This window comes from Maribacter aestuarii (genome assembly GCF_027474845.2).
GTDB lineage: Bacteria > Bacteroidota > Bacteroidia > Flavobacteriales > Flavobacteriaceae > Maribacter > Maribacter aestuarii.
The window spans coordinates 3,754,760-3,774,919 of record NZ_CP107031.2 but is presented as its reverse complement, the minus strand read 5'-3'; the positions used below and the strand labels follow the sequence as shown (position 1 = coordinate 3,774,919).

At 39.6% G+C, this 20,160-nt stretch carries 14 protein-coding genes and 2 pseudogenes; 7 read left to right on the top strand and 9 right to left on the bottom strand.

The window, feature by feature from the left end; genetic code table 11:
• The first annotated feature begins 127 nt into the window (after window positions 1-127).
• Window positions 128-1,771, top strand: coding sequence for an LVIVD repeat-containing protein (locus N8A89_RS17210; RefSeq protein ID WP_281540314.1), 1,644 nt, complete (start codon window positions 128-130; stop codon window positions 1,769-1,771).
• A gap of 77 nt (window positions 1,772-1,848) precedes the next feature.
• Here N8A89_RS17210 and N8A89_RS17205 read toward each other — a convergent pair whose 3' ends face one another.
• Together N8A89_RS17205 and N8A89_RS17200 are read right to left on the bottom strand one after the other, a co-directional pair.
• Window positions 1,849-2,973, bottom strand: a complete 1,125-nt coding sequence (locus N8A89_RS17205) for a TlpA disulfide reductase family protein (protein WP_281540313.1) — start codon at window positions 2,971-2,973, stop codon at window positions 1,849-1,851.
• Between the two features lie 100 nt (window positions 2,974-3,073).
• Complete coding sequence (locus N8A89_RS17200; RefSeq protein ID WP_281540312.1) at window positions 3,074-3,568, bottom strand: hypothetical protein; 495 nt, start codon at window positions 3,566-3,568, stop codon at window positions 3,074-3,076.
• Window positions 3,569-3,661: 93 nt separating this feature from the next.
• On the opposite strand from N8A89_RS17200, the gene N8A89_RS17195 reads away from it, so the two are divergent.
• The 3 genes from N8A89_RS17195 to N8A89_RS17185 all read left to right on the top strand — a co-directional run bounded on the left by N8A89_RS17195 (window position 3,662) and on the right by N8A89_RS17185 (window position 9,096).
• Window positions 3,662-6,571 carry an FAD-binding and (Fe-S)-binding domain-containing protein gene (locus N8A89_RS17195; protein ID WP_289644653.1) on the top strand — a complete coding sequence of 970 codons (2,910 nt, stop codon included), beginning with the start codon at window positions 3,662-3,664 and terminating at the stop codon, window positions 6,569-6,571.
• A gap of 68 nt (window positions 6,572-6,639) precedes the next feature.
• A complete protein-coding gene (aroC, locus tag N8A89_RS17190; protein WP_281540311.1) occupies window positions 6,640-7,704 on the top strand; it encodes a chorismate synthase in 1,065 nt (354 codons plus the stop codon).
• A 57-nt stretch (window positions 7,705-7,761) separates the two neighbouring features.
• Window positions 7,762-9,096: a dicarboxylate/amino acid:cation symporter gene (locus N8A89_RS17185; protein WP_281540310.1), complete on the top strand. Its 1,335-nt coding sequence runs from the start codon at window positions 7,762-7,764 to the stop codon at window positions 9,094-9,096.
• An 817-nt stretch (window positions 9,097-9,913) separates the two neighbouring features.
• On the opposite strand, the gene N8A89_RS17180 is transcribed toward N8A89_RS17185, so the two are convergent.
• From N8A89_RS17180 to N8A89_RS17165, 4 genes are read right to left on the bottom strand one after another with little or no spacing between them, the layout of a single operon-like run.
• Window positions 9,914-10,318: a thiol-disulfide oxidoreductase DCC family protein gene (locus N8A89_RS17180; protein ID WP_281540309.1), complete on the bottom strand. Its 405-nt coding sequence runs from the start codon at window positions 10,316-10,318 to the stop codon at window positions 9,914-9,916.
• Window positions 10,319-10,357: 39 nt separating this feature from the next.
• The gene (locus N8A89_RS17175) at window positions 10,358-10,948 is read right to left on the bottom strand and encodes a helix-turn-helix transcriptional regulator (protein WP_289644650.1); all 591 of its coding nucleotides are present in this window, start codon (window positions 10,946-10,948) and stop codon (window positions 10,358-10,360) included.
• A 20-nt stretch (window positions 10,949-10,968) separates the two neighbouring features.
• Window positions 10,969-12,225, bottom strand: coding sequence for a tetratricopeptide repeat protein (locus N8A89_RS17170; protein WP_289644648.1), 1,257 nt, complete (start codon window positions 12,223-12,225; stop codon window positions 10,969-10,971).
• A gap of 55 nt (window positions 12,226-12,280) precedes the next feature.
• Window positions 12,281-12,574, bottom strand: a complete 294-nt coding sequence (locus tag N8A89_RS17165) for a hypothetical protein (protein ID WP_281540305.1) — start codon at window positions 12,572-12,574, stop codon at window positions 12,281-12,283.
• Between the two features lie 440 nt (window positions 12,575-13,014).
• On the opposite strand from N8A89_RS17165, the gene N8A89_RS17160 reads away from it, so the two are divergent.
• Window positions 13,015-14,586 (top strand): thiol-activated cytolysin family protein, encoded by a 1,572-nt coding sequence (locus N8A89_RS17160; RefSeq protein ID WP_281540304.1) that lies wholly within the window; start codon window positions 13,015-13,017, stop codon window positions 14,584-14,586.
• Between the two features lie 170 nt (window positions 14,587-14,756).
• Here the strand turns inward: N8A89_RS17160 and N8A89_RS17155 are convergent.
• From N8A89_RS17155 to N8A89_RS17150, 3 genes and pseudogenes are all read right to left on the bottom strand, one after another.
• Window positions 14,757-16,929 (bottom strand): annotated as a pseudogene (locus tag N8A89_RS17155) (endonuclease MutS2).
• A 189-nt stretch (window positions 16,930-17,118) separates the two neighbouring features.
• Window positions 17,119-17,532, bottom strand: a complete 414-nt coding sequence (locus tag N8A89_RS17830) for a DUF7670 domain-containing protein (RefSeq protein ID WP_430682037.1) — start codon at window positions 17,530-17,532, stop codon at window positions 17,119-17,121.
• A 342-nt stretch (window positions 17,533-17,874) separates the two neighbouring features.
• Window positions 17,875-18,738 (bottom strand): DUF5694 domain-containing protein, encoded by an 864-nt coding sequence (locus N8A89_RS17150; protein WP_281540303.1) that lies wholly within the window; start codon window positions 18,736-18,738, stop codon window positions 17,875-17,877.
• A 266-nt stretch (window positions 18,739-19,004) separates the two neighbouring features.
• Here N8A89_RS17150 and N8A89_RS17145 point away from each other — a divergent pair.
• Window positions 19,005-19,669: pseudogene (locus tag N8A89_RS17145) on the top strand (uracil-DNA glycosylase).
• A 62-nt stretch (window positions 19,670-19,731) separates the two neighbouring features.
• Entirely contained in the window at window positions 19,732-20,160 is a 429-nt protein-coding gene (locus N8A89_RS17140; RefSeq protein ID WP_281540302.1) for a response regulator, read from the top strand.

Here is a 20,160-nt window from a genome sequence, read left to right as displayed (position 1 = left end):
TCACCACATTTTACGTTGTTTAGTAGACAAATGCTGCAGTTCATCGAAAAACCTCAGTACTAAATAAGAGAAAAGGAATTGGTTCGTTCTTGTAGGACTTATTTAACCAAATCTGAAGTAGCTTATTATGAAAAGATTTTACATTTTATTATTAATCCCTTTTCTTTTGATAGTTTCATGTAGTGATGAAACTACAGTTTATAATGAAGATCCTCAAGAAAATCTTAGGGTTGAAACCAATGAAACTGTACTGGAGAACAGCGTAGTTTACGATAAGGCAGGTGTATTGGACATATTGGATGAGGCTACCGTTACTGGAAAATCAGCCTTATCCGCAAAAAATGAAACAGCCGGTGATTATCCATTGACATTGGTGGCCCAAGTTGATGTACCCTCCTTTAATGGAGGGGAGAATCTGACTGCTTCCCATGTGGATGTCTCAGGAGACTATGCCTATGTGTCGTATAATACAGTGGCCGAAGGTTATGTTGGTGGCGTGGATATTATAAATATCAGCGACCCTACTAATCCTAGGGTAACTTCTAGACTTTATTATTCGAACGCTGATATAAATGCGCTTAGATATGATAACGGCTTTGTGTATTTAGCAGGAGGGGTCGATGCGGAAAGATCAGTAACGGCGACTTCAAATTCTTTTGTGGCAAAAATTATGGCTTCTAATGGAAGCTTTAACTTAGATGCAGGTATTGTCTACGGATTTCAAGAAGGCTTTAATGCAACAGACATAGAAGTGACTGCTTCTCAGGTTATTGTAACCAGTGGTCAAGAAGGTTTTGTGACTATCTATAACAAATCTGACTTAACAACTGTAAATGAAGCCGCCTTCATGGACTTACGTTCGGTAGCCGTTAAGGATAACAGCATAGCAGTTTTGGACGCAAGTCAAGGTATCAGTATTCTGGATCAAAATCTAGGAGTCGTGAGCAACATAGCAATTGATTCCGATTTTGGAGTTAATACAAAACGTACACTCGATTTTAATGGAGAAAATATTGTTGTAGCAGAAGGATCAAGGGGCGCAGGAGTTTATAATGCTGCTACGGGAAATTTTGTAGAGTATGTGCCAATTTTAATAAGCCCAGACAATGTAGACGGTTCGGATATAGTAACAAACGCTGTTGCCGGCAATGAAGAGGTACTTCTTATGGCCAATGGTGGAGCCGGACTTTGTTTGTCGGAAGAACAACAGGATAACACTGAGTTGGTTGGTATAATTCAATTGGAAGGTTCTATTAACTATGTGGCTTCCAAAGGAGATTATATATTTGCCGCCTCTGGTAAGGAGGGATTGCAAATAATAAAATTGAATCGCCCGGATGAAAGCTTAACGGCCACTTGTAATTCGCTTCCTATTTATGAGGTTTCTGCAAATCTTATCATTAATGAAGGGGAAGATTTGGCATACAGAGGTGCGAAACGTTTCAATTCCTTTGATGTAAATGGTCAGCTCTTATTATGCGGATCTTGGACGGTCAAGGAGCATGCAAATATAAATGCCGATGCTTCATTTGATATGAACGGAACTTTTGTGGTTGGACGTAACAATAGAAGACGTGACGTTACGGTAGATACTGGCGGAACCATGCGTGTAGAAGGGAATCTTTCAATTTATGGAGATTTGGTACTGAACGATGGCGCCACTTTAGAATTCATAGGGGAGAGCTCTGTCGTCAATATCTTCGGAAGTGTAATTAGAAACGGTGAAGTTGTAGTAAGCGGTACTTTCTTCGATATTAAGAATAAGTTCTAAAGGTAATAACTTAACCAAAAAAAGAAAGCCCGAACAGTTAAACTGTTCGGGCTTTTAGTTTTTTAAAGTTATTTCTTCTAATTCAATAATTCGGCGACCTTTTCCTCTAAGGCCGGTCCCCTTAAATTTTTAGCTACTATAACCCCATTTTCATCCAAAAGAAAAGCAGCGGGAATAGCATCAACGTTGTAAAGTTTTGCGATTTGATCATCAAAATAAGCAACATTGGAAATGTGGTTCCATTCCAGTCCATCATCGGCAATGGCTTTTTTCCAGGCCTCGGCCGTTCTATCCAAAGATACTCCTATAACATTCAAACCTTTGTCATGGTATTTATTGTAGACGGCTACTACATTGGGGTTTTCCGCTCTACAAGGTCGGCACCATGCCGCCCAAAAGTCTATTAAAGTAACCTTACCCATTACATCGGATAACGCAATGGTCTTTCCATCGGGATTAGGACCTGAAAATTCAGGTGCCTTGGCGCCTATTTCGGTACTTTTATTGGATTCTTCAGCTTTCTTTAACGCTTCCAATCCATTCATAACACGTTGTCCAGGTTTGGAATCCTTAATTTCTTGGGAAAGTGCATTATAAAGTTTTTCTATTTCATCACTTGGCAATCCTTTGGTTGCAATGGCACGATCTAAAAGAAGGGCAGATATCAATGCACCTGGATTTTTTTCAATATAAGTCACTTCAAAACCTTTGTACTCTTCAATCAATTCCTCCATCTCGTCCCTTAGACCAGTGATAACGGCTTCTTGACCCGACGCTTCCTGCATATCCTTTTGGATTGCCAATCGTCTACTAGAGAGTTCCCGTGATTTTTCAAGATAGTCTGCGAATACATCATTCTGGGGCGTTCCCTTAATTTCAGCAAAACCTAAGCTATCTTTTTGGGCATTGAATTCAATAGTGCCATTTTCCAAGATTACAGCGGTATACCCTGGTGTTTCATCTACAAAAATATAATGTAGCTCCGGTGCGTTGGAAACGCCCTTGAACTGAAACTGACCCTCTGATATTTTAGCGGTATCTACTTCGACGGGTTGATTATCATCGCCTATTTTCTTTAAAAACACATTGGTCCCCTCTTCAAATTCTCCTCGCAAGGACCCTTCGATGATATATCCATCCGGTTCTTGATTACAACCGAACATGAGCAAGGTAATCCCTACAATTAGCAAACAATTTTTCATAAATTTTTGAATTAAATCAGCGCAAAGGTACTTATATATTGGAACATAAAAAAAGACCCCTACCATTACGGCAGGGGTCTTTTGTATTAAAGATTTTTTCTTAGAACTGATAGCGAATACCTAACCCAATATCAAAATCGAAATTATCCGAGAATCCATCGTAACCAAGAACCCCTAATTCTGGTCTAAAATCCAAAGAAAGTAAGAGAGGAATATCAAAGTTGTATTCAATTCCGATATCGCCCGCTGCAAAAACAAATACACCGCCATCGTCATCTGAGTTGAATACAGGAGCAAAGTCTACACTTCCTACACCGCCACCTACGCCATAATACCAATTAAAACCGCCTTCAATAGGCCTTACCCATTGATAGAGCGCAGCCAATTTAAATGCATCAAAGTTTCGACTGTCCCTCCAACCAAGGTCAAGCTCTAATCGATTAGCTCTACCAAGCGATTTTTGATAGGAAACTTCTGCGCCAAAACCATCGCTATCACCCAATCTAAGGCCTAAAGCATGGTCGGAAATATCCTGAGCACCTGCAGAGATGCATACAAACATTAGAATTACTGATAAAAAATTTAAAATTTTCATATGTTAACATTTAGTGTTCAAAGTTAAAAATTAGCTTTTAAAGTGTTGAGCTCAATCAATAAAACTTATTTTCGTGATTAAAATTGCGCACAGTTGACGGATAAAATTTTAACGCACTTAGAAGAAGGATTAGAGGGAGAGTTACGAACGGACAAACTTTTGAAAGTCCTTTACGCTACAGATGCTTCAGTATACCGTAAAATACCAATGGCGGTGGCTTTTCCAAAAACTAATGAAGACATAAAGCGGTTGGTTCATTTTGCGAAAACCCATAAAGTGGGACTTATTCCTAGAACTGCAGGAACTTCCTTGGCTGGGCAATGCGTCGGCGATGGAATCGTAGTGGATGTATCTAAACATTTCACGGAGATAATTGCATTGGATAAAACCAAAAAGCAGGTTACTGTACAACCGGGTGTTATCCGTGATGAATTGAACCAATTTCTAAAACCTCATGGATTATTTTTTGGACCCAACACCTCAACGTCCAATCGATGTATGATAGGGGGTATGGTGGGAAATAATTCATCAGGTACTACTTCCATACAGTATGGTGTAACCAGGGATAAGGTGCTATCCTTAAAAACTATTCTATCCGATGGCAGTGAAGCGGAGTTTGGAACACTGGAATTAGAGGATTTTAACTCAAAACAGAATGGTAATAATTTTGAATCATCACTTTATAAGAATATATATAAAGAATTAATTAATAAGGAAATAGCAAAGGAAATAATAGAGAATTTCCCAAAACCTGAAATCCATCGCCGTAACACTGGTTATGCCGTGGACGAACTCTTAAAATATGAGGTTTTTGGAGGGCCCGAAGCGGGACTAAACCTATCCAAACTGCTGGCTGGAAGTGAAGGCACCCTGGCCTTTACTACAGAGATAACTTTACAATTGGACGACTTGCCACCAGCGCTATCCGCCATGGTCGTAACGCATTATCGAACCTTGGAAGATTGTCTTATGGATGTAGCCCCGGTTATGGAACATCCATTACAGCTCTGTGAGATGATGGATAGGGTGATTTTGGACTGCACTAAGAACAATAGGGCGCAGATGGCCAATCGATTTTTCGTGGACGGAGATCCGGAGGCACTTTTGATGCTTCAGGTAAGCGCTCATAACGAAGAAGAATTGAAGACATCCATTGACAACTTATTAAACACAATTAAAAAATCTGGGCTGAGCTATTCCAGCCCCGTGCTTTTTGGGGATGATATCGGAAAGGCTATCGAATTAAGAAAAGCGGGTCTTGGACTTCTCGGGAATATAGTTGGTGATATGAAGGCTGTTGCTTGTATTGAAGATACGGCCGTAGCACTCGAAGACCTGAAGGACTTTATCGGAGAGTTCTCCCAAATCATGAAAGGATATGGGCAAAAAGCCGTTTATTATGCACATGCCGGAGCAGGGGAGTTGCATTTAAGACCTATTCTTAACCTTAAAAAATCAACGGATGTCTCCCTTTTTCGTGCCATTACCACGGATGTAGCCAAATTGACGAAAAAATATAGGGGTTCCTTTAGTGGAGAACATGGCGATGGCATTGTACGGGCGGAGTTCATTTCATTAATGGTGGGTGAAAAGAATTATGAATTGCTCAGACGTGTTAAATCTTATTTTGACCCGAACAATATTTTCAATCCCGGTAAAATAGTGGACCCGTATCCCATGGATGAGTCTTTTCGATATGAAGTAGACCGACAGGAACCTGAGATAAAAACGTTGCTGGACTTTTCTGATAGTGAGGGTATTCTTAAAGCTGCAGAAAAATGTAATGGTAGTGGAGATTGTAGAAAAACGCATCATATGTCCGGAGGTATGTGTCCTAGCTACCATGCCACCAAAAACGAGAAAGACACGACTCGGGGTCGGGCGAATGCTTTAAGAGAGTTTCTTACCCATCCAGAAAAAAAGAATGCTTTTGATAGTAAGGAGTTGAAGGAAGTGTTCGATTTGTGCCTTAGTTGCAAGGCTTGCGCCAGTGAATGCCCAAGTAATGTGGACGTGGCAACCTTGAAAGCGGAATTTCTTTATCAATATCAGGAAGCAAACGGCTATCCCCTAAGAAGCAAACTTTTTGCCTACAATACCCGTTTAAACCGACTAGGCAGCAAGGTAGCGGGATTTACGAATGCTGTTTACGATTCCTCTATTCTAGGAGGCGCTCTAAAGAGTGTAAGCGGGGTAGCTCAGAAAAGGAGCCTTCCAAAAGTTTATAGTTTCAATTTCGATAGGTACTTACAGAATATTGACAATAAGAGTATTAAAGAATTAAAAAAAGTGGTGTTGTATATTGATGAGTTTACACGCTACCTGGACATTGAAGTAGGTAAGGACGCTATTGAACTCTTGTCCAAACTTGGTTATGAGGTGGAGCTTTTTTATGCAGAAAGTGGTCGAACTTACCTATCCAAAGGGTTCTTAAAACAAGCAAAAAAACTGGCCGAACAGAACAGCGAAAACCTAAAGGTATTTGCGGAAAAGGGATGGCCGGTTCTAGGTTTGGAACCCTCCGCCATATTATCCTTTAGGGATGAGTATAAACGCATGACGGATAATACTAAAACGGCTGAAGCCATCGCAAACAACAGTTTTTTGATTGAAGAGTTTCTATCCAGCGAAATTGAAAAGGGTATTTTGGATGCCTCAATGTTCACAGAGGATGCAAAAGACGTTAAAATTCATAACCATTGCCATCAAAAAGCATTAAGTAATCAAAAAGTTACGTTTGATGTCCTAAATCTTCCAAAAAATTATAAGGTGACTATAATACCTTCCGGATGCTGTGGTATGGCCGGTTCGTTCGGATATGAGCAAGAGCATTATGAAGTGAGTATGAAAATTGGAGGGTTAACGCTATTTCCGGCAGTTACCAAGGCTAATCCAAAAACAATAATAGCTGCTAACGGAACCAGTTGCAGACATCAAATTTTTGACGGTACAAAAAGGATGGCCAAACACCCAGTAAGTATACTCAAGGAGGCTTTGGCTTAAAGTGGTTTTGCCATTTTTGAAGACAATAATTTAAGATTTACCTTTGCTACTCACATTTAACCAAACCAATGGCAGGAAATACCTTCGGAAACCTTTTTAAAATAACAACTTTTGGGGAATCACATGGCGTCGCAATAGGCGGTGTTTTAGATGGATGTCCATCAGGCTTGGAAATCGACCTTGAAGCTATACAACGGGATTTAAACCGGAGAAAACCAGGTCAATCAGCAATTGTAACACAGCGAAAGGAACCGGACGAAGTGGAATTTTTTTCTGGAATTTTTGAAGGTAAGACCACCGGCACTCCTATCGGATTTGCTATTCATAACACCAATCAGAAATCCAAGGACTATGGTCATATAAAGGATTCGTACCGACCTTCCCATGCCGATTACGTATATGATAAGAAATATGGCTTTAGGGACTACCGTGGGGGTGGGCGTAGTTCAGCTCGGGAAACGGCGAGTAGGGTAGTGGCCGGTGCCATAGCCAAGCAATTCTTGAAAGACGTAGAAATTAATGCCTTCGTATCTCAGGTAGGTGACATGAAACTGGAGAAGAGCTATCTAGATTTGGATTTATCGTTAACGGAGTCCAATGCCGTACGTTGTCCTGACCCTGAAACTGCCGCTAGAATGGAGGAGTATATCAAATCCGTTAAAAAGGATGGGGATACCATTGGCGGAATAATTACCTGCGTTGCCAAAAACGTGCCTGTTGGATTGGGAGAACCGGTTTTTGATAAACTTCACGCGGAACTAGGGAAAGCTATGCTCTCTATAAATGCGGTAAAGGGCTTTGAATACGGTAGTGGCTTTGAAGGAGTGAAAATGAAGGGTAGTCAACATAATGACCAGTTCAATACCGACGGGTCCACAAAGACTAATCACAGTGGAGGTGTGCAAGGAGGAATAAGCAACGGAATGGATATCTATTTCAATGTCGCATTTAAGCCCGTGGCCACCATCATACAGGCCTACGAAACTATTAATAAAGAAGGGAATAAGGTCCAAACCCAAGGAAAGGGCAGGCATGACCCTTGTGTGGTTCCAAGGGCCGTCCCTATCGTGGAAGCCATGACGGCTTTAGTTTTGGCGGACTATGCCTTACTCAACCGAACAATAAAATTATAGAAGCCAATTACGGGGTTTCGTTTCAATATGGTATCTTACCCGGATTAAAATTTTTATATGAAGAAACTGGAATTACACTGGAAAATCCTAATCGGAATGGTTTTGGGTATTCTTTTTGGGTTCGCTATGACCCAATTGGAATGGGGAGCAGATTTTGTAAACGATTGGATCAATCCGTTAGGCACCATCTTCGTAAAACTTTTAAAACTTATCGCCATACCACTTATTTTGGCATCCTTGGTCAAGGGCATCTCGGATTTAAAGGATATTTCCAAGTTTCGTAATATCGGTCTGCGTACGATTGGCATTTATATTAGTACTACCGTGGTCGCTATTACCATTGGTCTTCTTCTTGTAAATGTTTTAAAACCAGGTATTGGTATTTCTGAGGAAACAATCACTAAACTCACGGAGACTTATTCTAATGACAGCGGGGTAACTTCAAAACTGGAAGAGGCCTCTCGTCAAAAGGATAGCGGACCTTTACAATTTTTACAGGACATGGTGCCGGATAATGCCTTTAATGCCCTGGGCGATAATAGCCTGATGTTGCAGGTTATTTTCTTCACCATTTTCTTGGGAATCTCTATGCTGTTGATTGGTGAAAAAAGGGCAAAGCCGCTCAAGGACTTCTTCGATTCGTTAAATGATGTAGTCTTGAAGATGGTGGATTTGATCATGTTGACCGCTCCGGTAGCGGTTTTTGCTTTACTGGCGAACGTCGTGGTTTCTTCCGGAGACCCCGATTTATTGTACGCTCTTTTGAAATATGCAGGTGTGGTGGTTCTGGGCCTCGGTCTAATGATTGGATTTTATTGCTTGGTAGTATCAACGTTTACTCGGTATAACCCGTTAACCTTTCTGAGTAAAATAAGTCCAGCCCAATTGTTGGCTTTTTCAACAAGCTCCAGTGCGGCAACCTTGCCCGTAACCATGGAAAGGGTGGAAGAGCATATTGGCGTGGATAAAGAGGTTTCCAGCTTTGTGCTACCTGTAGGCGCCACAATAAATATGGACGGGACCAGTCTATACCAAGGTGTTGCGGCCGTTTTTATAGCACAGGCCTTAAGTTTTGACCTGACCTTTGCAGATCAGCTTACGATTGTTCTAACGGCTTTGTTGGCCTCTATCGGTTCGGCTGCGGTGCCGGGTGCAGGAATGGTGATGCTGGTTATCGTTCTGGAATCCATCGGTTTCCCTCCAGATAAATTGGCAATTGGTCTTGCATTGATTTTTGCGGTGGACAGACCCTTGGATATGTGTAGGACCGTTGTGAACGTTACAGGAGATGCCACAGTGGCCATGATGGTGGCCAAATCTGTTGGAAAATTAGGAAAGCCCAAGGTTCAAAATTGGGACGACCACTTGGATGAAGTATATAGAAAAGAATAGTATTTAGGTTGGGGTTGTATTTCATATTGGCTGCTTTGCAATCCACTCCCTTTAATTTTTTTTACCATCTCATACCTTCAAAATGGATATGGTTATTAATTACAGCTGGGAAACTGGAAAAGATTTTTTCATAAAGGTAATTACCTAACAAAATGTAGTGAAATTCAGGCATGCTTATCAAAGCATTAGTCATTCCCAATATCCTAAAATCGTATACGATTTTTAAATCTCTTCTGGTAATTTATTGCATATCAATACGTAATGTTATTTCAAACAACAGTATTATGCCATAGTAAACTTGGAAATGCCGTAGCATGCTATTCCGGCGGCAATGAGCCCTATCCCTTGTAAATCGGCCGGTATCATAAACGATTTTGGACCTCCGGCAGTGCTCTTTGAGAAATTTTTAACGCAAAAAACAATACCAAGCCCCATATAAATAAGTCCACTTATAAAAATAGTTTATGCGCTTAATCTCTCTCCTTTGGTGTCAAGCCTAATTTTTCCTGAGTTTTCTAGGTTCGAATAAACCGCTAAAGCACTTAGCAAAGCACAAAGCCAAGTGCCCCTAGAATTACTTTCCCGAATGGTTGATTTTCCAAAAAATCGATGACTTGCAACTTACCTGCCTTTTGTCCTCCCAAGTGAAACGTGGCTAAAAAGCGAAGACCTCAGTAAACAAATGGACCATTCCTTTGGCCACAAATCCAGTCCTGGCCACTAGTATTATTTTTTCGTCCATACGGCGAATATTTAAAATGAAGGATATTCCAAATAACTTGTTAGCGAATCTTAGTAATGCAATGAAATTGAAAAACTAAAGGAATTTGGCTTGCAATTCCGGAGTTGGAATCATACAGGACTCTTTTTTACCGTACCATTTATAGCGATTTCTTGCAATAAAATCGTATACGATATTTGATAAACTACTGGGAATCAGCCGTAAAATATTGGAAAGGGTTCGATAGCCTTTTAATTCGGTTCCAATTTCCAAAGCAGCTTCAGATTTAGTGTAGTAGGCCACACCCGGGTCGATTAAAATGATGGAATCGACCTTAGAAGTATCTATTCCGCGTTCTGCCACCAAATTCTGACCTATTTCGGATTGCAAGGCCGCAAAGCGAAACTTGTCTTCTTTGTCCCTTTTTATGACGAACTGGATGGCGTCATTACACAGATTGCAAACACCATCAAACAATACTATTTTTTTAGGTTCTTCCACACTGTAAAGATACGTCAGGTCGTAACTTGCACCTAAAATTTATAAAGTATTTAAGAAAGTGGTCAAATCAGTCTCCTTATCTAAATTTAACTTCTTTTTCAATCGATATTTTGACTTTAAAATACTATCGGGCAACACATTTAAGGTGGCCGCAATCTCCTTGGTGGTCAAATTCATTCGTAAAAAAGCGGCTAGTCGTATCTCTTTTTCAGAGATATCGGCGTAGAGGGTCTTTAATTTCTGGTCAAAGTCGTTATGAACCTCAGCGAAGTAGGTTTTAAAAACTTCCCAATCCTTGTCAGAAGCATTCTCCTTTTTAAGGAGCATAACAATACGTCTAAACTGGGTTTTAAAAAGTTCCGGAGACTTTTTAATATTCTCTAGGTTTTCCATTAACTCTTGTATAAAGGTATTTTTCTGAACCAAATGAAGGGTTTGACTAGTTAATTCTTTCTTTTTATGTTCGATTTCCTGTTTAAAAATTTCTTCTTGTTTTTCCCTTTCAATCCTATTTTTTTTGATTCGCTGACGGAAACCAAAAAATAGTAACCCGGATAAAGCAACACCAGAAAGGGCTCCTCCGGCATATAGGCCCTTTGTTAATTTATCTACCTTAGCCTTTTCATTCAACGTATCAATTTCTTCTTCTTTTAATGCAATTTCGGCTTCTTTTTTTCGGTCTCATATATAGTTTTTAATTCTTCGATTTGATTGGTCTTTTTAAGGTCATAGATACTATCCTTATAGATTTCGTATGATTTTCTATCCTCTAGAGCCAACGACTCATTACTTAAGGCTTCGTGCAGTTTGGATCTAAAAAGGCGTAGATTGGACTGATAATCCAAAGACTTAACAGAATCGGCAATTTTTAAAGCAGTATTCGTATAAGATAGGCTTTTGATTATATCCTGTTTGCCTAAATACAGTTCAGCCTTATTCTGTAAAATTTGAATTCTATTATTTATGAAGCCCTTATTTTTGTGAAAGTCCCAACTTTTGTCTAAGTATTCTCGTGCCAAATTATATTGACCAGTTTTTATGTAAGCCCCGCCCAAATTCGTATAACCTACGGCAGCAGTGCCTTCCAAATTGTACTTTTCGCAAAGTTCAATAGCATATTTAAAATTGCTTATCGCCATTTCTTTTTCCCCCATATCCAAGAAGGAAGCCCCTATATCTATATAAGCTTCAGCTGCAAAAACATTGTCATCGGTCGCCAAATATACCTTTAGAGCTTTTTCATAATAATCAATCGACTCTTGATAATTTTTAAGATTGTACTGTATGTGGCCAATTTTCCGCAAGATATCAGCCTGCATATATGGTTCCGTATCTAAAGTATCCAAAATTTGTAGCGCTTTTGAAAATTTTAATTGTGCAATATTGTAATTACCCTTGGTCATATGAATTGTTCCTAAATGGCCAGTAGTAACACCAAATCTTACATAGTCATTCACTTTCTTAAACAATTCAATGGCTTCTTCATAGGTTTCAAAGGATTTTTCATACTCTCCGTACAGTCCGTAATGATTTCCTATGTCTGATAAAGCCATTGCTAACGTTCTATCATCCTTTAACTCGAGTGCAAGTTCCTTGGTTCTCTTATGATAAAATATTGAGGAGTCCATATTGCCAAGGTAATTATGATTGGATCCTAGAAGATGGTAAGAATCCATTACATATTTTTTTAAATTGGTCGAGTCTGCTATCGAAAGTCTTTTTTGCACGTAGACTAATGCTTTTTTTGGGTCGCTATAGATAGCATTGTTATAAAGTGTTGCTAACGTATCCATTTTCGCTTCAACACTTGGGATATTTTTTAGAATATTAGTGAGACTATCAGTGATAGTGACTTGTGCTATACACGGTGAAGGTGACAAAAGCAGTAATAGGATTAATTTTTTCATAGTACATTTCAAAATTGGTTTAAATCGGCTTCTTTTACTAGTTCCAATAGCTTTTTTAGACGGTGTTTTGTATTTGTACATTTTCAGATTTAAATTTCAAGATTTGCACAATCTCCTTCGTAGTACGGCTCATGTCCAAAAAAGTTGTGAGATAAATTTCCAAGCCTAATATTTCAGCGTAAAGGGATTTTAGTTTTTGGTCAAAGTCTTTATGAACCTCAACAAAGTAGCCTTTTAATATTACCCAACATTCGTCCGAAATATTTTCTTTCTTGATCAGTATTACAATAGGAAGAACCTCCATTTTAAACTTTTCCAGGGAATTCTTGATATTCTCCAAGTTTTCCATCACCATTTTTGGTTAACATTTTCTTCTGCTCCGAGCGTGATTTTTGACGGGTAAGTTCTTTCTACTTCTCCTGTGTAGCGCAATATATGTTTACTAATGACATCAAAAAAATACTTGGTTGGACGTATGGGTTTAATTTGTTTATCCAAAACAAGTTAAGGATTATAGTTTTTGAAAAAAAGATGTTGGTAATCTCAAAAAAGCCGCTGTCCATGATTTGTCCATGCATATCAAGTTGTTAATATTATGAATAAAGCTCAGGGAAGCCCTGTTTTTATTGGGTTTAATAGCTTTTTATAGTACACTATACTTTATGATGTCCATGGTCAAAAACGAATAAATTAATTGAGTTTGTCCATGCTTTGTCCATGGACATAATTAGATAAGGGTTTGATAACTAGATAGTTTTGAGGTGTTGAATCTATAAAACCCAAGAAATTATGAAAACAAGTATCCAACAAAAACAAAGTAGAATACTGTCCTATTTAATTTTAGGCATAGCCGTTTTAACAACTATCTCATGTACAAAAGATGAGGTAAATACCGTTACCGATCCTATTTCAGGAGGTGAAGCTACTGAATTCAATGAAAAGGTAGCAGAATTGCAATTTTTTCAACAGTCAACTGAACTTAGTGAACCTCAAGAATTAGAAGCGTCTGAACCTGAACGGGACACCGAGGACATAGCTTTGGAATGTTTTACAAAAACTTTCAAGGCGGCGCCTGGTTATGATGAGATGTTGGCCTTAGACCCTTCAACTGATGTAATTTTCCCAGGAGCTCTTTTAAAAGGCGAATCCATACCGACAGGGGAGTATATTCCAATTACCACAAATAGAGCTCCCATCACACTATCTGCTTCGCTGACCAATATTAGTGGAAGTCCCGTAGTTTCTGTATCAGACCCCAAGCTTTCAACAGTCAGACAGGAAATTAAAACTATTTTGGATCAAGAAGTAACTGGAGCCACACCAGCAAGAATCAATTTTGAAATACAACAAGTGTATTCTTCGGAGCAACTGAGTGTTGCTATTGGTGCAAATTATAGATCTGCAGGTACAAGTGTTTCCGGGGCTTTTGATTTCAACCAATCCACTCTTAAAAACAAATTCGTGCTAAAATATCTTCAAACGTATTATACAATTGATATGGATCCGCCGAACAACCCAAGCGATCTTTTTACCTCAGTTCCGGATTTTAACTCACTTGGGTCAACTAGTCCCGTATATGTCGCCTCAGTAGCTTACGGCAGAATGGTATTATACACCATTGAAACGAACGCCAGTCAAACGGAGATTAATGCTGCATTTAGCGCATCTTTTGCCTCTGCTGACGGTAGTATTGATACTGAATATGAGAAGACCATTAACGAATCCAATATTAAAGCTTTGATTATTGGAGGTTCAGGAAGCGATGCAGCACAAGCTATAAATGGTCCAGCGGATGTATATAAGTTTATTGCTGAAGGAGGCGATTATTCCAAAGACTCCCCAGGTGCTCCATTGGCATATAAACTTCGTTATATTAAAAAAGGAACACCGGTCGCCCGCGTGGTATTAACATCTGAATATCCAATTAGAACGTGTGATTTGGCTTATCCGATATTTAGGATAAGTATTAATAGTCTCCGTATTGCGGATACACCAGGTGGTTTGGAGGGCTCTCATTTAGAAGTATATGGTATCGTAAAAGGTAAAATTAACACATCAAGCAAAGAGGTTAAATGGAGCAGAAGCAAATCTAACAACTTGCGATTTACTGGATTGCACAATGTTAATCAAGCCATTGAAATTGAATTGTACAGGCCGAATTATGATGTAGATTACGTAGAATTATCAGGCAGCCTTACAGATGAAGATACAACTTCTGATGACTTCCTTGGCTCAAGGTCGAGTAGAGTAATGTTAAAAGATTTAGTACCCGCTGCTGCAGTCACCGGAGTACAATTGCGATTTGATGAAAAGCCTCAGCATGATGTTCGGGCAAACTTTAGTGTAAGCAGAATAAAATAAGTTTTTTAGTAAGCGAATGGCAGTCGGCCGCTCAGGTTGGGTTCAACAACTTGATGCCGGCTGTTCTTTTACTAAATCGCCAAAAACATGCAAAGAATAACGGATATCTATCGATTCATGTATCGTATACGATTTAGCGTAAATATTTAATAATCAAATTATATAGAAGGTTATTTTTTCCTTTCTACCAATTCCAATTGGTCAACGCTTACATTGGTCGTAAACATGCCGTAATTAACGATAGCTTTCCCTTTTTCGAGCAAATCTATACTGCCCACGGCCTTACCGTCGAACATGCGTACACGGTCACCAACCTTAAAAACCGGTCTTGGTTTGTTCTTTTCGGCTACTACGGCTTTTTTCTTTTGAACTTTCTTTTTTTCGCGAATGACCTTCACTTCTTTTTGAACTTCCTGCGCAACTTGCGCTTTTTTAGAACGTTCGGCTTTGGCTTGGTTGGCACTTTTTTTCTTTCGTTTACTGTTTTCGGTTTCTACGATGCGTAGCAATTCTGAAACCAAGGGTCGTTTCTTTTTGTCGTGAAAGTACTTGTCCGCAGCCGTATTTACTTTGTTGCCCAATTGTATCATACGTTGATCATGGTCGTACAGTTCTTGGTAATTCTCCAATTTGGATTTGACCTTGGCGTTCAATTTTTTCCAAGCGGGCGGCTTCTTCACGTGCTTTCGATTCCTCCTGCTTGAGTTTGGAACCCGTTTCCGCCATTTTACTGCGTTCTTTTTGCAACTTGGCTATGGTAGCATCAAAACGCACCTTGCCGCGTTCTATCTTCTTCTTGGCTTTGTTGATAAGCGAGTAGGGGATACCGTTCTTTTGCGCCACCTCAAAAGTGAAGGAACTACCGGCCTGCCCTAAAATTAACTGAAATGTAGGTTCCAAGGTTTTGCCATCAAAAAGCATGTTCGCGTTGGTCGCATGGGGCAATTCGTTCGCCAAAGCCTTTAGATTGGCATAGTGAGTGGTGATAACGCCATACGATTCCCGTTCATAAAAAATTTCCAAGAAGGCTTCGGCCAATGCACCGCCCAATTCCGGATCACTACCCGTTCCGAATTCATCGATTAAGAATAGGGTACGGTCATTACAACGTTTTAAGAACTGGTTCATGTTCTTAAGCCGGTAACTGTACGTACTTAAATGATTTTCAATGGATTGGTTGTCCCCGATATCCGTCAATATCTTGTCAAAGAAACAGATTTCACTACGTTCGTGCACTGGAATCAGCAGTCCGCTCTGGGCCATAACCTGTAACAGGCCTATGGTCTTTAGGGTAATACTTTTCCCGCCTGCGTTGGGACCGGAAATCACGATAATACGGTTCTCCGGATGCAGTTCGATGGTCTGCGGATAAGTCTTTTCGTTCTTTCTTTTGTTGTTCAAATAGAGCAGCGGATGATAGGCATCCCGTAAATAGAGTCTGCGCATTGTGCCGAAGTTTGGCTTTAAAGCGTTAATATCTTGCGCGTATTTTGCTTTTGCCGCTGTAACGTCTATTTGGCTTAAATAATTTTGATAATCGCTTAAAAGAGCTCTAAATGGCCTGATTTGATTTGTAAGCTGATTCAGGATGCGTTGCACTTCTTCTTTCTCCTCAAATTGTAGGTTATTGAGTTCCCGACTGTACCGTAAGGTGGCTTCGGGTTCGATGTAAACGATACTTCCGGTTTTGGAAGTTCCCATTACGCTTCCCTTAATCTTCTTGCGGTACATGGCCTTTACTGCAAGGACCCGACGGTTCTCCACGACCGACTCCCGAATCTCGTCCAGATAGTCCGACGATTGGTAGGTGGCCAAAGCACTACCGAAGCTCTGGGTAATTTTCCCCCGTACATGGTTCATCTGCCTTCTAATGCTCAACAAAGCGTCCGATGCGTTATCCTTGACCTCTCCAAAACGGTCGATGACGTTATTGATGAGCAATGGTATTTCGGTATTAGGCTCCAACTCCGCCGCAAAATCATGGAGTAGGGGGTAGTACTCCTTAAATTTTTTAAAGAATTTTTGGTGGGTTGCAACGGTGCTGCAAATGGTGGCGATACGCTTAAACCCTTGGAGTTCCAGGGTTGTATTCTCTATCTTGAGCAATTGCAGCTCTCCGTTGATTTGGTCAAAACCGTGATTGGGTATACGATTTTCACTGATTAACGAAGAAAGATACTCTGACGTTTTGCCCAGGGCCTCTTCCATTTCAGCGGCATCCGCAAGGGGTACGATTTCCAACGCCACTTGCTTGCCCAACTCCGTGTTGCAACGGGCAGCCACCTGTTGTAAAACGACAGGAAATTCTAGGTCTTGGAGTGTTTTGGAATATATATTAGCCACGTATCTGTAAATTCAGCGGCAAAGGTACGGATTGGGGTCGAGATGGGAAATGGGAAGTTTTGTTATCGCGTTTGTTTATGATTAGTTGTTTTGGCTAGGTCTATATCAATAAAAGAAAACAAACCATAGGAAAATCTGCTAGATTTTCTAAAAGTACACACAGAACCAAACAATTAATAATATATGCTGTTATGGGCTCTTTTCATGGTTTTTAGTTGAAGATGGAAGATTCTTTTTCTTCATTCTATGACTCAAAATGAAAAGAATTCCTACAATCATAAACGGGATTGTAATAATAAGAATAATCATAAGACTCATCGATACAGATTGGTTCATATTATAATTATGCATGAAGATAAATGGGCTAAATCCAATCCCGATTAAAATAAATATTATACCACCTATAAATTCCCTTTTCCATGCAATGATCAGAAAAACGATTAAAACAAAAGACGGAATGAGATGCATAAGAAAATCACCAATCTGTTGCCAGATTGTTTTTTCGTGATTAAAAGCATCGAGCGCGAACATACTGATAAACAGGATTGCCAGTATACATATAACCCTTGGCAACCAATGAATAATTTTAATACTAACCTTCATCTCATTAATTTTAATTACTTGGTTAAGTTTTGAGTAAACTTCATTTTTGCATTAAGTCCTCATTTTTACTTTTGTCATTCTTTCGTTTTCTATCGCCTAAATCTTGCCCATAACATTTGGTGAGATGAATCTTTTTAAATGGTTTTTGTCCATCGATAACAAAGTTAGTTCTTTAAAAATTTTGGTTCAAAACCAAAGCTAATTAAGAGATACCGGAGTTTTTATCTGATCCAAGTAGGTTTGAACCCCTAAAATTCTGTGGATGGTAAGTATATCCAAACTGTCAAATTAAAGGCGAGTATGAAGTAACGGTGAGGTGGTTCATTTGTATGGACAAGCAAATTATTGTTCCAGAATATCCTTTAATTCGATTACTTTATAATGGTCATTATGCGCAATAAACAACTCCAGCATAGCCGCATGGCTTCCGCCGACCAACACCATAATTCTTTCATCGGAATTCAAAGTATTTTTCTGAATCAGGGACCACATGTACAAGTTGCGCTTAAACCACTCAGAGGTAAGCTCAGGACCTGTAAAATCATCTGGAGCCCCTGCCAAAAGCATCAGGTTGTTATGCCAGTTATTGGAAAGCTTACGAAATTCGCTACTATTGATGAAGTGAGTAAGCTCAATCAGTGAAATTCCCGCTTCTATTCTATTGTCGATTTCCGATGTGAGGTCAGTTATACCATCTTGTATGCTTGATTTAAGCTCTAATTGGTTATTTTTTTCAATGTCATTCATTACCTCCTCAAAGGGAAACGGGGTTGCATAGTCTATCGCATAAACTTTATCCAGTTTATTAGCTTTGGCCACTCTAAACGCCAGCTGAAAAATCTCGTTTTTCAGGTAAAAATCCGAAAGACTGTCATTAGTAAAATATTGATCGTTTACGTAAAGCTGATAAAGGGAATCTAATTCCTTTTGCTCGTCATATGGCCATTCTACGAATATTCTGGTTGGGCTATATTGTGTAGTGCTCTTTGAAATATATTCAAGCTCACCTTGTGTTTTTTTGTTTAAGATGTCAAAAGACTTGATTTTAGCTACGTCTGCACCGGGATTGTCATAGTGCAACGTTCCTATGAGTAATATTTCCTTCTGATTTATATCGTCCGCAATATTGCTAGTAACATTATTTTCATGGCTTTGTTGACAACTAAGGAAAAGTATAGCAATTGAAAGGAGTAAGAAGTGTCTCATTGTTTTTAAGGTTAGTGGTTCGTATTGGCTTCTTTATTACATAGACGCAGAAACATCAGCAAAGGTTGCCTGAAGTTCTTTTGAATCATGGCGTTCATGAAATAGATAGCGCATAGTCCTTTCTCAGATGGACGCGAAGAACAAGAATATGCCAGATGTAATCGGTATAACTATCCCTAAGTTTTGAGTATTTTTGCCTTTTGTTCCACTCATGTGGAAATCGACCTAAGCACTAAGTGGAAAAGATTAAAATTACAGCGTATATAATGTCCGTAAACATAGATCTCAGTTGGAAGATTCAGTTAAAAAAAGAATTTGAACAGCCTTATTTTAAAAACCTCATAAGTTTTGTAAAAGCCGAATATAGCCTGCATACGTGCTACCCTAATGGTTCAGATATTTTTGCAGCTTTTGACCATTGTCCGTTCGACGAGACCAAAGTGGTCATCATTGGGCAGGACCCCTATCATGGGCCCGGGCAGGCCAACGGGCTCTGTTTTTCCGTAAAGGATGGGATTCCGCATCCGCCATCCCTTATCAATATTTTTAAAGAAATCCAGACGGACTTGGGCATAACTTATCCCCAAAGTGGAAACTTGGAACGTTGGGCCGATCAAGGGGTGTTGCTCTTAAACGCTACACTTACCGTAAGGTCGCACGAGGCAGGAAGCCATCAAGGCAAAGGCTGGGAAATTTTTACGGATGCAGCGATTAGCAAACTGTCCGAAAAAAAGAGGGTTTGGTGTTTTTGTTATGGGGCGGTTTTGCCAAAAAGAAACAGACCTTAATCGATATTACGAAGCACCACGTATTGACTTCTGGGCATCCTTCGCCCTTGAGTGCGAATAGGGGTTACTGGTTTGGCAACCGTCATTTTAGCCAATGCAATAAAATTTTAGCATCAAAGGACAATAAAAACATTGTTTGGTAAGTTTTCATCATAAGATTTTTGGTAATTTAACTACCGTATTTTCTGACGAATCAAATCAAACTATGAAAAAATTTGACAATCTAAAATCGATTTTGCTGGTAGACGATGATGAGGCCAGTAACTTTCTTCATTCCATCTTCATCAATAAAATAGGTTTAGACATTGACGTCAATTCCGCCTTGAACGGACAGGAAGCGTTGGACTTTATCTTGGACAAAGGTGTAGAAAAACTGGATCTTCCCTGTATGGTGCTTTTGGACCTAAGAATGCCAGTTATGGACGGCTGGGAATTCATGAGAAATTATGAGGAGCAAGTACCCCAGAAATTAAAGGATCAGATTATCATCGTATTGGTAACCATTAGCGATAACAGTGAGGATAAGGAGCGCGCAGATGCTAACATCCATATTGCGGATTACTCGCAAAAGCCATTATCGGACTCTACGATCAAAAAACTGATCAACAAGCATTTTTCGTTGGAAATGGCCTAA

Bases quoted from the DNA above. Each gene is read 5' to 3' on its own strand.
- N8A89_RS17210 (WP_281540314.1), top strand. From the start codon at position 128: ATGAAAAGATTTTACATTTTATTATTAATCCCTTTTCTTTTGATAGTT.
- N8A89_RS17205 (WP_281540313.1), bottom strand. From the start codon at position 2,973: ATGAAAAATTGTTTGCTAATTGTAGGGATTACCTTGCTCATGTTCGGT.
- N8A89_RS17200 (WP_281540312.1), bottom strand. From the start codon at position 3,568: ATGAAAATTTTAAATTTTTTATCAGTAATTCTAATGTTTGTATGCATC.
- aroC (WP_281540311.1), top strand. From the start codon at position 6,640: ATGGCAGGAAATACCTTCGGAAACCTTTTTAAAATAACAACTTTTGGG.
- N8A89_RS17185 (WP_281540310.1), top strand. From the start codon at position 7,762: ATGAAGAAACTGGAATTACACTGGAAAATCCTAATCGGAATGGTTTTG.
- N8A89_RS17170 (WP_289644648.1), bottom strand. From the start codon at position 12,225: ATGAAAAAATTAATCCTATTACTGCTTTTGTCACCTTCACCGTGTATA.
- N8A89_RS17165 (WP_281540305.1), bottom strand. From the start codon at position 12,574: ATGGAAAACTTGGAGAATATCAAGAATTCCCTGGAAAAGTTTAAAATG.
- N8A89_RS17160 (WP_281540304.1), top strand. From the start codon at position 13,015: ATGAAAACAAGTATCCAACAAAAACAAAGTAGAATACTGTCCTATTTA.
- N8A89_RS17830 (WP_430682037.1), bottom strand. From the start codon at position 17,532: ATGAAGGTTAGTATTAAAATTATTCATTGGTTGCCAAGGGTTATATGT.
- N8A89_RS17150 (WP_281540303.1), bottom strand. From the start codon at position 18,738: ATGAGACACTTCTTACTCCTTTCAATTGCTATACTTTTCCTTAGTTGT.
- N8A89_RS17140 (WP_281540302.1), top strand. From the start codon at position 19,732: ATGAAAAAATTTGACAATCTAAAATCGATTTTGCTGGTAGACGATGAT.